14 protein-coding genes are annotated in these 14,336 nt (G+C 67.5%); 13 read left to right on the top strand and 1 reads right to left on the bottom strand.

Going from position 1 to position 14,336, the window contains the following annotated elements:
- The first annotated feature begins 10 nt into the window (after positions 1–10).
- The 12 genes from ACLIJ1_RS02105 to ACLIJ1_RS02050 all read left to right on the top strand — a co-directional run bounded on the left by ACLIJ1_RS02105 (position 11) and on the right by ACLIJ1_RS02050 (position 12,699).
- The gene (locus ACLIJ1_RS02105; RefSeq protein WP_411363823.1) at positions 11–1,261 is read left to right on the top strand and encodes a thiolase family protein; all 1,251 of its coding nucleotides are present in this window, start codon (positions 11–13) and stop codon (positions 1,259–1,261) included.
- A gap of 1 nt (position 1,262) precedes the next feature.
- A complete protein-coding gene (locus ACLIJ1_RS02100) occupies positions 1,263–2,027 on the top strand; it encodes an SDR family NAD(P)-dependent oxidoreductase (protein WP_411363822.1) in 765 nt (254 codons plus the stop codon).
- 10 nt (positions 2,028–2,037) lie between these two features.
- The gene (locus tag ACLIJ1_RS02095) at positions 2,038–2,457 is read left to right on the top strand and encodes an acyl-CoA thioesterase (protein ID WP_411363821.1); all 420 of its coding nucleotides are present in this window, start codon (positions 2,038–2,040) and stop codon (positions 2,455–2,457) included.
- 54 nt (positions 2,458–2,511) lie between these two features.
- Positions 2,512–3,645: an ABC transporter substrate-binding protein gene (locus ACLIJ1_RS02090; RefSeq protein ID WP_411363820.1), complete on the top strand. Its 1,134-nt coding sequence runs from the start codon at positions 2,512–2,514 to the stop codon at positions 3,643–3,645.
- 137 nt (positions 3,646–3,782) lie between these two features.
- A complete protein-coding gene (locus ACLIJ1_RS02085; protein ID WP_411363819.1) occupies positions 3,783–4,823 on the top strand; it encodes a branched-chain amino acid ABC transporter permease in 1,041 nt (346 codons plus the stop codon).
- 1 nt (position 4,824) lies between these two features.
- Positions 4,825–6,591 carry an ABC transporter permease subunit gene (locus ACLIJ1_RS02080; RefSeq protein ID WP_411363818.1) on the top strand — a complete coding sequence of 589 codons (1,767 nt, stop codon included), beginning with the start codon at positions 4,825–4,827 and terminating at the stop codon, positions 6,589–6,591.
- Between the two features lie 16 nt (positions 6,592–6,607).
- Complete coding sequence (locus ACLIJ1_RS02075) at positions 6,608–7,342, top strand: ABC transporter ATP-binding protein (RefSeq protein WP_411363817.1); 735 nt, start codon at positions 6,608–6,610, stop codon at positions 7,340–7,342.
- 23 nt (positions 7,343–7,365) lie between these two features.
- Positions 7,366–9,159 (top strand): tannase/feruloyl esterase family alpha/beta hydrolase, encoded by a 1,794-nt coding sequence (locus tag ACLIJ1_RS02070; protein WP_411363816.1) that lies wholly within the window; start codon positions 7,366–7,368, stop codon positions 9,157–9,159.
- Between the two features lie 35 nt (positions 9,160–9,194).
- On the top strand, positions 9,195–9,878 hold the full coding sequence (locus tag ACLIJ1_RS02065; protein ID WP_411363815.1) for a flavin reductase family protein: 684 nt from the start codon (positions 9,195–9,197) through the stop codon (positions 9,876–9,878).
- 57 nt (positions 9,879–9,935) lie between these two features.
- The gene (locus tag ACLIJ1_RS02060) at positions 9,936–11,615 is read left to right on the top strand and encodes an acyl-CoA dehydrogenase family protein (protein WP_411364767.1); all 1,680 of its coding nucleotides are present in this window, start codon (positions 9,936–9,938) and stop codon (positions 11,613–11,615) included.
- A 43-nt stretch (positions 11,616–11,658) separates the two neighbouring features.
- On the top strand, positions 11,659–12,183 hold the full coding sequence (locus tag ACLIJ1_RS02055) for a MarR family winged helix-turn-helix transcriptional regulator (protein ID WP_411363814.1): 525 nt from the start codon (positions 11,659–11,661) through the stop codon (positions 12,181–12,183).
- A gap of 162 nt (positions 12,184–12,345) precedes the next feature.
- Positions 12,346–12,699, top strand: coding sequence for a winged helix-turn-helix transcriptional regulator (locus ACLIJ1_RS02050; protein ID WP_411363813.1), 354 nt, complete (start codon positions 12,346–12,348; stop codon positions 12,697–12,699).
- An 18-nt stretch (positions 12,700–12,717) separates the two neighbouring features.
- On the opposite strand, the gene ACLIJ1_RS02045 is transcribed toward ACLIJ1_RS02050, so the two are convergent.
- Entirely contained in the window at positions 12,718–13,563 is an 846-nt protein-coding gene (locus ACLIJ1_RS02045) for a fumarylacetoacetate hydrolase family protein (RefSeq protein ID WP_411363812.1), read from the bottom strand.
- 147 nt (positions 13,564–13,710) lie between these two features.
- Between ACLIJ1_RS02045 and grpE the strand changes: the two genes are divergently transcribed.
- On the top strand, positions 13,711–14,268 hold the full coding sequence (gene grpE, locus ACLIJ1_RS02040) for a nucleotide exchange factor GrpE (protein WP_411363811.1): 558 nt from the start codon (positions 13,711–13,713) through the stop codon (positions 14,266–14,268).
- Positions 14,269–14,336: the final 68 nt, after the last annotated feature.

Here is a 14,336-nt window from a genome sequence, read left to right as displayed (position 1 = left end):
GGAGACGCCCATGACCCGCAAAGGCTTCTTCAACGCATTCGCCGATGTGGTGATCCTCGACGGCGTGCGCACGCCGATGGTGGACTACTGCGGTGCGCTCGGCCACCTCTCGCCGACCGACCTGGGCATCAAGGCCGCCCGCGAAGCGCTCAAGCGCGCGGGCGTGGCCGGCAGCGAGATCGGTTCGGTCGTGACCGGCAACATGGCGCCCGGCGACTTCGACCAGTTCTTCCTGCCGCGCCACATCGGCCTGTACGCCGGCGTGCCGGTGGAGGTGCCGGCCATCATGGCGCAGCGCATCTGCGGCACCGGCTTCGAGCTGTTCCGCCAGGCCGGGGAACACATCCAGGGCGGTGCGGCCGATGTGGCGCTGGTCGTCGGCACCGAGAGCATGACGCGCAACCCGATCGCCGCCTTTGACCACCGCACCGGTTTCAAGCTCGGCGCGCCGGTGGGCTTCAAGGACTACATGTGGGAGGCGCTGAAGGACCCGGCGGCCGGCATCAACATGATCCAGACCGCCGAGAACCTCGCGAAGAAATACGGCATCACGCGCGATGAGGTCGACGCGTTCGCCTCGTCGTCGTTTGCCAAGGCCGTTGCCGCGCAGGAAAGCGGCTTCCTGGCCGGCGAGATCGTGCCGGTCATCAGCGAGAAGTTCGAGATCGAGGGCTACAAGCCGCGCGGCATCCGCCTGCAGGGCAAGGTCACCGAGGTCACGACCGATACCCACCCGCGCATTTCGCCCATCGAGGTTTTGGCCAAGCTCAAGCCGGTGTTCGAGAACGGCGTGCAGACCGGCGGCAACAGCTCGGCCCTGGTCGACGCAGCGGCGGCCTGTGTGGTCAGCTCCGGCGCCTACGCAACAGCCCAGGGAAGGAAGCCGCTGGCGCGCTTGGTCGCCGCAGCCGCCGTGGGCGTACCGCCCGAGATCATGGGCATCGGACCGGCGCCCGCCATCCGCCTGCTGCTGGAACGCACCGGCCTCAAGCTCGACGACATCGCGCGCTTCGAAGTCAACGAAGCCCAGGGCGCGCAGACCCTCGCGGTCGCGAAGGAACTGGGCATGGACATTGGCAGGCTCAATGTCAACGGCGGCGCCATCGCGCTGGGCCATCCGCTGGCCACCACCGGCGTGCGCCTGACGCTGACGCTGGCGCGTGAACTGCAGCGCAGTGGCAAGAAGTACGGCATTTCCAGCGCCTGTGTGGGCGGTGGCCAGGGCATTGCCCTCCTCATTGAAAACCTGGAAGGAAACTGAGATGAACATTCAAGGACATGCTGCGCTCGTCACCGGCGGCGGCTCCGGCCTCGGCGAGGCCACGGCCCGCGAGCTGGCCCGCCTGGGCGCCAAGGTCGCGGTGCTCGACCTCAACCTCGAGAACGCCCAGCGCGTCGCCAAGGACATCGGCGGCGTGGCGGTGCAATGCAATGTGTCTGACCCGGACAGCATGCAGGCCGCCGTCGACGCGGCCGCCGCGGCCCATGGTCCGGCCCGCATCCTGATGCAGATCGCCGGCATCGGCAGCGCCAAGCGCGTGGTCGGCAAGGACGGCAACGCCGCGCCGCTGGCCGACTTTGCCCGCGTCATCAACGTCAATCTGATCGGCACATACAACGCGGCCCGCCTGTTCGCCGCGGCCTGCGCCAAGCTGGACCCGATGGAAGACGGCGAGCGCGGCGTGATGGTGTTCACCGCCAGCGTCGCCGCCTTCGACGGCCAGGTCGGCCAACAGGCCTACAGCGCCTCCAAGGCTGGCGTGGCCGGCATGACGCTGCCGATGGCGCGCGACCTCGCGCAGCACGGCATCCGCGTCTGCACCATCGCCCCCGGCCTGTTCGCCACGCCGCTGATGAAGGAACTGCCCGAACCCGTGCAGGAATCGCTGGCCAAGAGCATTCCCTTCCCCAACCGCCTGGGCAAGCCCGAGGAGTTCGCGGAGCTGGCGGCACACATCGTCAGCAACGGCCACCTCAACGGCGAAGTCATCCGTCTCGACGGCGCCCTGCGCATGGCTCCCCGCTGAACGACACACCATGAGCAAAACCGTTGTTTACGAGGTGGAAGTGATGTTCGGCGACTGCGATCCCGCCGGCATCGTTTTCTTCCCCAACTTCAGCAAGTGGATGGACGCCTCGTCGCTGAACTTCTTCGTGCAGTGCGGCGTACCGCCCTGGCGCGAACTGGTGAAGACGACGGGGATCATCGGCACACCGCTGCTGGAGATCCACACCAAATTCATGAAGCCCGCCACCTACGGCGAGCGCCTGCAGATCCACACCAGCGTCACCGAGTGGCGCGAAAAAGTGCTGATCCACAAACACATCGTCAAGCGCGGCGACACCGTGCTGTGCGAGGGCGAAGAGACCCGCGCGTTCTGCATGCGCGACCCGGAGAACCCGGACCGCATCAAGGCGATCCCGATCCCGGACGACATCCGGGCCAAGTGTTCCTGACCCCATCCACCGTTTTCCGTTCCCTGTTCCCGTTCCACCCCTAGGAGACATCGCATGAAAGCCCTCAAGACCCTGGTTGCCGCCGCCGTCACCCTGCTCGCCGCTGGCGCCGCCCAAGCCGACATCAACATCGGCGTCAGCCTCGCGCTGACCGGCCCCGGCTCCGGCCTGGGCATCCCGATGCAGAACCAGTTCAAGCTGTTCCCCAAGACCATCGGCGGCGAGAAGGTCAACCTGATCGTGCTGGACGACGCCACCGACCCGGGCAAGGGTGCCGCCAATGCGCGCCGCTTCGTGACCGAAGACAAGGTCGACATGATCATCGGCTCGTGCATCACCGCCGTCGCCGCCGCCATGACCGACATCGCCAGCGAAGCCGGCACCGTGCAGCTGGCCGCCTCGCCCGTGGGCGTGCCCGCCGGCAAGGACAAGTGGATGTTCCGCCTGCCGCAGTCCAACACCGTCATGGGCCACGCCGTGGTCGAAGACATGAAGGAAAAGGGCATCAAGACCATCGGCTTCCTGGGCTACACCGACGCCTACGGCGAACAGTGGCTCAAGGAACTCACGCCCCAGCTGGACAAGGCCGGCATCAAGATCGTCGCGACCGAGCGTTTCGCGCGCACAGACACCAGCGTCACCCCACAGGCCCTGAAGATCACCTCGGCCAACCCCGACGCGGTGCTGGTCGTGGCCTCGGGCTCCGGCGCCGCCATGCCCCAGATGGCCATCGTCGAGCGCGGCTTCAAGGGAAAGATCTACCAGACCCACGCTGCGGCCACGCAGGATCTGATGCGCGTTGGCGGCAAGGCCGTCGAAGGCACCCTGGTGGTCTCCGGCCCGGCCGTGATCGCCGAGCAGCTGCCCGACAAGCACCCGTCCAAGGCGGTCGCGATCGACTTCGTGCAGAAGTACGAGAAGGCCTACGGCCCGAATTCGCGCAACCAGTTCGCCGGCCACGCCTACGACGCCCAGATCGTGCTGGAAAAGATCGTGCCCGTGGCGCTGAAGAAGGCCAAGCCGGGCACGCCCGAGTTCCGCGCCGCCCTGCGTGACGCCATGGAAACCATGGGCCGCACCGTGTTCTCGCACGGCGTGATGAACTGGACTGCCGCCGACCACTGGGGCTATACGCTGGAAACCGGCGTGATGCTCAAGGTCGTGGACGGGAAGTTCAAAGCCGACTGACACCCCCCGCGTCGCCTTCGGCGCCTCCCCCCTCTCTCTCGCCTTCGGCGGGAGGGGGGCGACACCAGCGGCCCGGCCAAGCCGGTTCCGCGGTGTCCCTGGCTTTGTGAGCGCTTCTTCTTTCGCAGAAGGTAAATATGGACTTTTCAATCGCCAGCATTCTTGCGCTGGACGGCCTGACCAACGGCGCTGTCTATGCCCTGCTGGGCCTGGCGACGGTGCTTGTGTTCACCGTCACCCGGGTCATCTTCATTCCGCAGGGCGAGTTCGTCGCCTACGGCGCGCTCACGCTGGCCATGATGCAGGCCGGCAAGACCCCGGGCACCGTGTGGCTGCTGCTGATCCTGGCGGTGGTCGCGTCGCTGATGGAGCTGGTCGAACGCTGGCGCCACCATGGCCAGCCGCTGCGCGCACTGCGCTCGGCGGCCAAGACGCTGGTGCCTCCGGTGGTGGTCGCGCTGGTCAGCATCTGGGCCGCGCCGCAGCAGTTCCCGATGTGGGCACAGGCCGCCCTGAGCCTGGCGATCGTCACTGCCTTCGGCCCGCTGGTCTACCGCGTGGCCTACCAGTCGCTGGAAAGCGCGACGCCGCTGGTGCTGCTGATCGTGTCGGTCGGCGTGCACTTTGCCATGACCGGCCTGGGTCTGCTGTTCTTCGGCGCCGAAGGTTTCCGCAACCCGCCTTTCTGGGACTACCGGCTGGAACTCGGCCCGGTCGCACTGTCCGGCCAGACCATCGTGATCGCGCTGTGCTCGCTCGCGCTGATCGTGATGCTTTACCTGTATTTCGAACGCTCGCTGCGCGGCAAGGCGCTGCGCGCGACCGCGGTCAACCGCACCGGTGCGCGCCTGATGGGCATCTCGACCCACGCCTCCGGCCAGCTGACCTTCACCATGGCGGCCTTCATCGGCGCGCTCTCGGGCCTGCTGATCGGCCCCACCACCACCGTGTTCTACGACTCGGGCTTCCTGATCGGCCTCAAGGGCTTCGTGGCGGCCGTGGTCGCCGGCCTGTCGAGTTACCCCGGCGCGCTGCTGGGCGCGCTGTTTGTCGGTCTGGTCGAGTCGTTCGGCTCGTTCTGGGCCAGCGCGTTCAAGGAGGTCATCGTGTTCACGCTGATCCTGCCGGTGCTGCTCGTGCGTTCGCTGGGCAGCAGCCATTCCGACGAGGACCACTGACATGGACATCCGCAAAACCGGCCTGCTGGCCCTCATCGCCGCCGTGCCGCTGATCGCGGTGCTGCCACTGCCCGATTTCTGGGTCACGCAGCTCAACTACATCGGCCTCTACGCCTTGACCTGCCTGGGTCTTGTGCTGCTGACCGGCGTCGGTGGCCTGACTTCGTTCGGCCAGGCCGCCTTCGTCGGCATCGGCGCCTACACCACCGCCTGGCTCACTCTGAACATGGGTGTCTCGCCCTGGCTCACGCTGTTCATCGGCATGGCACTGACCGCGGTCAGCGCGCTGGTGGTCGGTGTCATCACGCTGCGCATGTCGGGCCACTACCTGCCGCTGGCGACCATTGCCTGGGGCCTGTCGCTCTACTACCTCATGGGCAACCTGGACGCGCTGGGCAAGTACGACGGGCTGCTGGGTCTCAAGAGCCTGTCGATTGGCAGCTTCGACATCGGCCAGGGCCGGGCCTTCTTCGTGCTCACCTGGGGCATCCTGATCGCTTCGGCGACCGGCATGCTGCATCTGCTCGACTCGCGCGCCGGCCGCGCCATCCGCTCGCTCAAGGGCGGCTCGCAGATGGCCGAGGCCATGGGCATCAGCACCTTCCGCTACAAGGTCACGATCTTCGTGCTGGCCGCCGTGCTGGCCTCGGTCGCCGGCTGGCTGCTCGCGCACTTCCAGCGCACGGTCAACCCCTCGGCCTTCGGCCTGAAGATGGGCATCGAGTACCTGTTCATGACCGTGATCGGCGGCGTCGGCCACGTCTGGGGCGCGATCGTCGGCGCGGGTCTGATCAAGATCCTGGACGACCAGCTGCAGGTGCTGCTGCCCAAGCTGATCGGCACCAGCGGCAGCTACGAGGTGATCGTGTTCGGCGTGCTGATGGTGCTGGTGCTCAAGTACCTGCCAGACGGCCTGTGGTCGGTGGTCGGCAGGAAGATGCCGGCACCGAAGCGCCAGCAGGACTGGAACGAAGCGCCCGCGCTGCCGGCGCGCGACAAACCGGCGCAGGGCGACCTGGTGCTGGACGTGGACAAGATCCGCAAGCAGTTTGGCGGTCTGACCGCGGTCAACGACATCAGCTTCCAGATCAAGTCGGGCCAGATCGTCGGCCTGATCGGCCCCAACGGCGCCGGCAAGTCCACCACCTTCAACCTGGTCACCGGCGTGCTGTCGCTGACCAGCGGCTCGGTGAAGTTCCGCGGCGAGACCATCAGCGGCCTCTCTTCGCGCGAGATCTCGCGCAAGGGCATGGCGCGCACCTTCCAGCACGTCAAGATGATCCCCGACATGACGGTGCTGGAGAACGTGGCCCTGGGTGCTCACACCCGCGGCGGCAAGGGCGTGCTCTCGGCCATGCTGCGCACCAACCGCGCCGAAGAGAAGCGCCTGTTCAAGGAAGCGCAGCGCCAGCTCGAACGCATTGGCATGGGTGACTACCTGCACGAACAGGCCGGCAACCTGGCCATGGGTCCGCAGCGGCTGATGGAAATCGCGCGCGCCCTGTGCGCCGACCCGGCCCTGCTGCTGCTGGACGAACCCGCCGCCGGCCTTCGCCACAAGGAAAAGCAGGGCCTGGCCGACGTGCTGCGCCAGCTCAAGTCGGAAGGCATGAGCATCCTTCTGGTGGAGCACGACATGGACCTTGTCATGCAGATCTGCGACCACCTGGTGGTGATGGAGTTCGGCACCCTGCTCACCCAGGGCACGCCCGAGCATGTGCAGCAAGACCCGATGGTGCGCGCCGCGTACCTCGGCACCGAACACTGAACGGGGAACCTGTCCCATGAGCACACCCCTTCTCCAGATCAGCGACCTGCGCGCCGGCTACGGCCGCGCCGAGGTGCTGCACGGCATCAGCCTGCACGCCGACAAGGGCAGCGTCATCACCGTGATCGGCCCCAACGGCGCCGGCAAGTCGACCCTGCTCAACACCATGATGGGCATCCTGCCCGGCAAGGGCAGCGTCCGGTTCGATGGCCAGGACATCAGCGCCCTCACGCTCGAAGAGCGCGTGATGCTGGGCATGGCCCTGGTGCCCGAAAAGCGCGAGCTGTTCGGCACCATGTCGGTCGAAGACAACCTGCTGCTGGGCGGCTTCCGACAGATGCGGCTGGGCAATGCGCAGTGGCGCGACCGGCTGGCCGACGTGTTCGACATCTTCCCGCGTCTCAAGGAACGCCGCGCCCAACTGGCCGGCACGCTGTCGGGCGGCGAGCGCCAGATGCTGGCCGTGGGCCGTGCGCTGATGGGTCGCCCCGCCCTGCTGATGCTCGACGAACCCAGCCTGGGCCTGGCGCCGCTGATCGTGCGCGAGATCTTTTCCATCATCGACAACCTGCGCAAGACCGGCGTGACCATCGTGCTGGTGGAGCAGAACGCGCGCGCCGCGCTGCAGGTGGCCGACCATGGCTATGTGCTGGAAATGGGCGAACTCAGCGCCGAAGGCCCGGCCGACCAGCTCGCCAACGATCCCCGCGTGATCGAGACCTATCTCGGTAGCGCAAAAAAAGCGGCCTGACCGCACCACACAGGAGACAGCCCATGAAGACACCGTCCTCCCACCGTCCGCGCGCCCTGCAACTGGTGCTGCCGGCCTCCCTCGGCCTGGTGCTCAGTGCTTGCGGCGGCCTGCCTGCAGGCGGCAACGCCAGCGGCGCACCCAAGGCCGCCCAAGGTGCGGCGCTTCAGCAGTGCGAGACGCTGGCCGCCAGCTTCCGGTATGACCAGACCGCCATCGATTCGGCCACCGTGGTTGCGGCCGGCACGCTGCGGCTTGGCGGGCACGAGCACTCACGCCCGCTCCCGCAAGGTGCGGCACCGGCGCAGCCCACAGGCGGAAATCCGGTCGCCGAACACTGCCTCATCAAGGGCGCGATGTTCAAGCGAAAGGGCAGCGACAACCGCGACTACGCGATCGGTTTCGAGATGCGTCTGCCCAAGGACTGGAACGGCCGCTTCTACTACCAGGGCAACGGTGGGCTGGATGGTGCCGTGCGTCCGGCCGAAGGCGCGATGGGTGGTGGCCCGCTGACCGGGGCACTGATGCAGGGTTTTGCCGTCATCAGTTCCGACGCCGGCCACACTGGCGCGCAAACGCCTTTCTTTGGTGTCGAAGCGCAGTCGCGGCTGGACTACGGCTACCAGGCCGTCGCCAAGCTCACACCCATGGCCAAGGCTCTGATTGCCACCGCCTACGGCAAGGGACCGGACCGTTCCTATCTGGGCGGCTGCTCCAACGGCGGCCGCCACGCCATGGTCGAGGCCGCTCGCGGTCAGGCCTACGACGGCTACCTCGTCGGTGCGCCTGGCTACCGCCTGCCCAACGCGGCACTGGCCCAGCTCTGGGGCGCGCAGCAGTGGGCGCCGCTGGCCGTGGCCGGAGCCACCGCCAAGCACCCACTCAATCCGAGCGCATCCATCCCGGACCTGAGCGGCGCCTTCACCAAGACCGAGCGACAGTTGGTCGCCAACGCCATCCTCGCCAAGTGCGATGCGCTCGACGGCGCGAAGGACGGCATGGTGCAGGCCACGCAGGCCTGCCAGTCGACCTTCAATCTCAAGACCGATGTCGCGACCTGCACTGGCGAACGCAACGGCCAGTGCCTGAGCGGCGCACAGAAGGACGTGATCGCCAGCGTGTTCGCCGGGGGCCGCACGAAGGCCGGCCAGGCCATCTATTCCGCCTTCCCGCTCGACCCGGGTCTGGCCGGTGACAACTGGGCGATGTGGAAGTTCGCCAACTCGGTGGCCCTGGACCCGCTGTCGGTCGGCACCGTGTTCAGCACGCCACCCGGCCCGATCGATCCGCTCAAGGACGACGTGAACGCCCGCCTGCCGCTGTTCAGCGCGACCAACGACGTGTACCGCGAATCGGGCCTGTCGCTGATGACCCCGCCGGGCAACGACAACCCGGTCAACCTGGCGAAGCTCAAGGACCGCGGTGCCAAGATGGTGATCTACCACGGCGTGGCCGACGCGATCTTCTCGGCGGAAGACACGCGCCAGTGGTTGCTGCGCCTGGACCAGGCCCTGGGTGGCAAGGCCGACAGCTTCGCCCGCTTCTTCCCGGTGCCCGGCATGTCGCACTGCAGCGGCGGCCCGGCCACCGACCAGTTCGACCTGCTCTCGCCGCTGGTCAAGTGGGTCGAACAGGGCGTGCCCCCGCAGGCGGTGCTCGCCACCGCGCGCGGCGTGGGGAACTCCGGCGGCGCGAACACCGAGCTGCCCGCTGACTGGTCGGCCAGCCGCAGCCGCCCGCTGTGTGCCTACCCGACCGTCGCGACCTACAAGGGTTCGGGCTCGCTCGAAGACGCCGCCAACTTCAGCTGCCGCTGAACCACACTCTTCACGTCCACCGCACGGAGACACGCATGTACTACGAACCGGGCAAGACGCCCCATGGTCTGCCGCACGATCCGTTCAAGTCCTGCGTGATCCCGCGCCCCATCGGCTGGATCTCCACGGTGGACGCGCAGGGTCGCGACAACCTCGCGCCCTACAGCCAGTTCCAGAACGTGACCTTCGATCCGCCGATCGTCATGTTCAGCGCCAACCAGACCACGCAGGGCGAACGCAAGGACTCGGTGCGCAACGCCGAGCAGATGGGCCAGTTCGTCTGGAACATGGCGACCTATGCGCTGCGCGAAGCGGTCAACATCAGCGCCGAGGAACTGCCCCTGGGCGTCGACGAATTTCAGCGCGCCGGCCTGGAGAAGCTGGAGAGCCGGCTGGTCAGGCCCAAGCGGGTCAAGGGATCGCCGATCCAGTTCGAGTGCGAGTACCTCAACACCCTGCGCTTCCCGGGCCGCCCCCCGATGGGTACCGTGGATGTGGTCTTCGGCCGCGTGGTCGGCATCCACATCGATGACGAATACATCGACGGCAACGGGATGGTCGACGTGCTCAAGATCCAGCCGATCGCGCGCATGGGCTACTACGACTACACCACCGTCGACAACAAGTTCCAGATGGTCATCCCCGGCAGCAACAAGGCGCTGCTGGCCGGCCTTGAAGGCTCGCCCGACAAGACGCAGGACGCCACCGGCGGCCGTTGACGCTCTCCCCTCTCGCCACCGCACACCGTGAACCACTTCCAGCCCGCCACCGCCGACATGGCCTTCATCCTGCAGTCCGTGCTGCAGGCCCCGCAACAGCTGCAGGCGCTGCCCGCGCACTCGGAAGCCGACGCCGACCTGATGCAACAGGTGCTCGAAGAGTCGGGCAAGTTCGTGGCCGAGGTGGTGGCTCCGCTGACGCGTGAAGGCGACGAGATCGGCGCGCAGTGGAAGGACGGCACGGTCACCATGCCGCCGGGCTTTCGCGACGCCTACAAGGCCTTCTGGCAGGCTGGCTGGCCGGCCCTGGCCTGCGCCACCGAAGACGGCGGCCAGGGGCTGCCGGCCGTGCTCGAAGCCATGCTCTACGAGATGCTCAGCGCCGCCAACCACGGCTGGACCATGGCGCCAGGCCTGCTGCACGGCGCCTACGAATGCATCAAGCACCACGCGTCGCCCGAGCTGAAGGCGCAGTACCTGGAGAAGGTCGCGACCGGCGAGTGGCTGGCGACCATGTGCCTGACCGAGCCGCACGCCGGTTCCGACCTGGGCCTGTGCCGCACCAAGGCCGTGCCCTTGGCCGACGGCCGTTTTTCGCTGTCGGGCACCAAGATCTTCATCTCCGGCGGCGAGCACGACCTGACCGACAACATCGTGCATCTGGTGCTCGCCCGCTTGCCAGACGCGCCGCCCGGCCCCAAGGGCCTGTCGCTGTTCCTGTTGCCGAAGTTCTACCCGGACGGCGCGCGCAGCGCCGCCGTCTGTGATCGCATCGAAGAAAAGATGGGCCTGCATGGCAGCCCGACCTGCGTGATGCGCTTTGACGAAGCGCCGGGCTGGATCGTGGGCGAACCCGGCAAGGGCCTGAACGCGATGTTCGTGATGATGAACGCTGCGCGGCTGCACGTGGGCCTGCAGGGCATCGGCCTGCTCGAAGCCGCCTGGCAGAAGGCCGACGCCTACTCGAAGGAGCGGCGCCAGATGCGCGCGCCCGGCGGCAGCGCCAAGGCCGGCGAAGCCGACCTGATCGAGCAGCATCCCGCCATGCGCCGCATCCTCGACGCACAGCGCGCCTGGATCGACGCTGGTCGCGTGGTCGCCTACCGCACTGCCCTTGAACTTGACATCCTCAAACACCATGGCGATGCCTCGCGCCGCGAAGCCGCCAGCCGCTGGTGCACGCTGGTCACACCAGTGCTCAAGGCCGCGTGGACCGACCAGGCCTTCCACGGCGCCAGCGCCTGCCTGCAGGTGTTCGGCGGCCACGGATATGTGCGCGAATGGGGCATCGAACAGATCGTGCGCGACTCGCGCGTGTCCATGATCTACGAGGGCACCAACGAGATCCAGGCGATCGACCTGCTGCTGCGCAAGACCCTGCCCGACAGCGGCGCGTCGCTGCTGACGCTGCTGGACGAGCTTCAGAACGATCTCGGTCACGACGCTCAGGCCACGCGCACCAAGGCCGAACTGACGCGCTTCGCGAGCTTCCTGCGGGAACAGTTGCTGCCGCGCGCCACCGCAAAGGACGCTCCCGCCGACCTGTCGCACTGGCTGGCCGACGACTTCCTGCGCGCGCTCACGCTGCTGCTGATGGCCTGGGCCTGGTCTCGCATCGGCGCCACGCCCGGCGCAGACGCTGACCGCTGGCAGACCGCGCAACAGGGCTTCTGGCGCTGGGTCTGGCCCGAGTTCGGCATGCGCGTGGACATGATGTCCACCACCCTTGGCGGGTGATCGCCCCCTGAGCGCGGCAGCGACCCCGTTATCCTTGGCACCCATGTCCGAAACCTCCGTCGCCAACACCCTGCGCCGCCCGCGCGCACCGCGCAAGACCGCCGCTTCCGCCGCAGCCGCGCCGTCGGTCGATACCGAATCCGGCATCGACACCAGCTACCTCGAAACACTGCTGGGATACAACGCCCGGCGTGCGGCGCTGGCGGTGATCGGCGTGTTCCTGCAGCGCATGGCGACCTACGGGATGCGTCCGGTCGACTTCTCGGTGCTGACGCTGATCGCCCACAACCCGGGCATCACCTCGCGCCAGCTTTGCTCGGCGCTGGACATCCTGCCGCCCAACCTGGTGGGCATGATCAAGAGCCTGGACCAGCGCGGACTGATCGAACGGCGGCCCCACCCGACCGACCGGCGCGCCCAGGGGCTGCACCTTTCGCCCGCAGGCAGGAAGCTGCAGAAGAGCGCCCAGGCCACCGCGACCCAGCTGGAAAGCGATGTGGCCAGCCGCCTCACGGCGCAGGAGCTGGACACCCTCAAGACCCTGCTGCGCAAGGTGTACCGGGGCTAACGACCCGCGCAGCGTTGGAGCGTGAGGGCCACGTTCTGCAATCCGGGTAAATCCCGACCGTGCTTTCCCCGTCTCACGGGCTTGCCCAGCTAGCGAACTGCTAGCGCGCGCCGTATAGTGGGTTCAAGCCTCGACACAGAAGGCTGGTCCAGGAGACAACCCATGAGTGCCAAAGACCAAGCGGCGGTCATTCAGCTGTTCGACCTGCTGGAATCGCGCTATGCCATGCGCGTGATCTGGGCCCTGAGCGACGGGCACCCGCAGACTTTCCGGTTGCTGCAGGACAGCGTCGGCGGCGTCACGCCCAACACCCTCAACACCCGGTTGAAGGAACTGCGTGCCGCGCGGCTGGTCGACCACACCGGCGATGGCTACCGCCTCACGCCCCAGGGCGCCGAACTTGCCCGGCGCATGACCGAGGTGCAGCAGTTCGCCGGCCGCTGGGCCCAGTTGCAGGCACGGGCAGCGATGGCGGTAGCTGCCACCCCGAGCCCGGTCGCAACGCTCTCGCCCTGAATCGGCCCCGCGCTCGCTTCAGGGGGTTGGCACGACGGTCTGGCGCTGCTGCCCCAGGCCGCGCCCGCCCAGCGTGACCACGTCGCCTTCGCGCAGGAACAGCGGCGGCTTGTGCCCCATGCCGACACCCGGCGGGGTGCCGGTCGGGATCACGTCACCTGGCTGCAGCGCCATGAAGCGGCTGAGGTAGCTCACGATCTGCGCCACGCCGAAAATCATGGTCCGCGTGTTGCCGGTCTGGCGACGCTGGCCGTTGACATCCAGCCATAGGTCGATGTCCTGCACATTGCCCAGCTCATCGGGCGTCACCAGCCAGGGGCCGATCGGGCAGTGCGTCGGGTAGCTCTTGCCTTTGGTCCACTGGCCTTCGTATTCGATCTGGTACGCGCGCTCCGACACGTCGTTGACCAGGCAGTAGCCCGCCACATGGTTCAGCGCATCGGCCTCGCTGACCTGGAAGCTGCGCTCGCCGATCACGACGCCCAGCTCCACCTCCCAGTCCAGCTTCTGCGAGCCGGGCGCGATCCAGATGTGGTCGTCGGGGCCGCTGATGGCGCCGTTGTGCTTGTTGAAGACGATCGGCTGCCCCGGCGCCTTCATGCCCGATTCGGCCGCATGCTCGGCGTAGTTCAAGCCGATGCAGACCACATTGCCCACCGCCCCGACGCAGGGACCCAGACGGGCGCCGGCCGGCACCAGCGGCAGCGAGTCCGCATCGAGCGCCGCCAGCCGCCGCATAGAATCACGCCCCAGCACGGCGCCGGCAATGTCCGGCACCACGCCCGACAGGTCGCGCAATACCCCGCCCGCGTCGATCAGACCGGGTTTTTCCGCGCCGGGAAGGCCGTGGCGAATCAGTTTCATGCGGTTTTCCTCGTGTTTTGGGGCTGAAAACCCGCCATTCTGAGGCCGCACTGGCTTTTTTCCTGTCGCCCCCTTGAAGCCCCCACGGGCGCCCCCATGTGCCGCGCACGGGCAGCTTTGCCCTGATTTTCTGGAACCTTGTTTGCCATGAGCCAACCACTGAACCCCGCCGACAGCCCCCAGACCGCCCACCAGAGCACCGAAGAAGCGCTGGCCGCTGCCGCGGTGGCCGAAGCCGACGCGCTGGCCGCCCTGACCAACGAGGTCAGCGACCTCAAGGCCAAGAACGCCGATCTGGCCGACCAGTTCCTGCGCGCCAAGGCCGAGGCCGAAAACGCCCGCCGCCGCGCCGACGAAGAAATCAGCAAGGCCCGCAAGTTCGCGGTCGAGAGCTTTGCCGAGAGCCTGCTGCCGGTGCTCGACAGCCTGGAAGCCGGCCTCGCCGCGCAGGAAGCCTCGGTGCAGCAGATCCGGGAAGGCGCTGACGCGACGCTCAAGCAGCTGCGCAGCGCGCTCGAGCGCAACAAGGTGATCGCCATCGCCCCCGAAGCCGGTGCCAAATTCGACCCCGCCCAGCACCAGGCCATCAGCCTCGTGCCCGCCGACCAGCCGACCAACACCGTGGTCAGCGTGCTGCAGAAGGGCTACCTGATCGCCGAGCGCGTGCTGCGCCCGGCCCTGGTGACCGTCGCGGCCCCCAAATAAAGGCAGGAATCCCGGCCAGCCGGTCTTGAAAAGTCCACCGGTTATCCACACCTCCTCCACAACGGGCC

This window comes from Hydrogenophaga sp. RWCD_12, from assembly GCF_046604225.1.
In the GTDB taxonomy this organism is placed as follows: domain Bacteria; phylum Pseudomonadota; class Gammaproteobacteria; order Burkholderiales; family Burkholderiaceae_C; genus Hydrogenophaga.
The sequence above is the reverse complement of the archived record's forward strand: the minus strand, read 5'-3'. Positions and strand labels throughout refer to the sequence as shown.

Bases quoted from the DNA above. Each gene is read 5' to 3' on its own strand.
- ACLIJ1_RS02105 (WP_411363823.1), top strand. From the start codon at position 11: ATGACCCGCAAAGGCTTCTTCAACGCATTCGCCGATGTGGTGATCCTC.
- ACLIJ1_RS02100 (WP_411363822.1), top strand. From the start codon at position 1,263: ATGAACATTCAAGGACATGCTGCGCTCGTCACCGGCGGCGGCTCCGGC.
- ACLIJ1_RS02095 (WP_411363821.1), top strand. From the start codon at position 2,038: ATGAGCAAAACCGTTGTTTACGAGGTGGAAGTGATGTTCGGCGACTGC.
- ACLIJ1_RS02090 (WP_411363820.1), top strand. From the start codon at position 2,512: ATGAAAGCCCTCAAGACCCTGGTTGCCGCCGCCGTCACCCTGCTCGCC.
- ACLIJ1_RS02085 (WP_411363819.1), top strand. From the start codon at position 3,783: ATGGACTTTTCAATCGCCAGCATTCTTGCGCTGGACGGCCTGACCAAC.
- ACLIJ1_RS02080 (WP_411363818.1), top strand. From the start codon at position 4,825: ATGGACATCCGCAAAACCGGCCTGCTGGCCCTCATCGCCGCCGTGCCG.
- ACLIJ1_RS02075 (WP_411363817.1), top strand. From the start codon at position 6,608: ATGAGCACACCCCTTCTCCAGATCAGCGACCTGCGCGCCGGCTACGGC.
- ACLIJ1_RS02070 (WP_411363816.1), top strand. From the start codon at position 7,366: ATGAAGACACCGTCCTCCCACCGTCCGCGCGCCCTGCAACTGGTGCTG.
- ACLIJ1_RS02065 (WP_411363815.1), top strand. From the start codon at position 9,195: ATGTACTACGAACCGGGCAAGACGCCCCATGGTCTGCCGCACGATCCG.
- ACLIJ1_RS02060 (WP_411364767.1), top strand. From the start codon at position 9,936: ATGGCCTTCATCCTGCAGTCCGTGCTGCAGGCCCCGCAACAGCTGCAG.
- ACLIJ1_RS02055 (WP_411363814.1), top strand. From the start codon at position 11,659: ATGTCCGAAACCTCCGTCGCCAACACCCTGCGCCGCCCGCGCGCACCG.
- ACLIJ1_RS02050 (WP_411363813.1), top strand. From the start codon at position 12,346: ATGAGTGCCAAAGACCAAGCGGCGGTCATTCAGCTGTTCGACCTGCTG.
- ACLIJ1_RS02045 (WP_411363812.1), bottom strand. From the start codon at position 13,563: ATGAAACTGATTCGCCACGGCCTTCCCGGCGCGGAAAAACCCGGTCTG.
- grpE (WP_411363811.1), top strand. From the start codon at position 13,711: ATGAGCCAACCACTGAACCCCGCCGACAGCCCCCAGACCGCCCACCAG.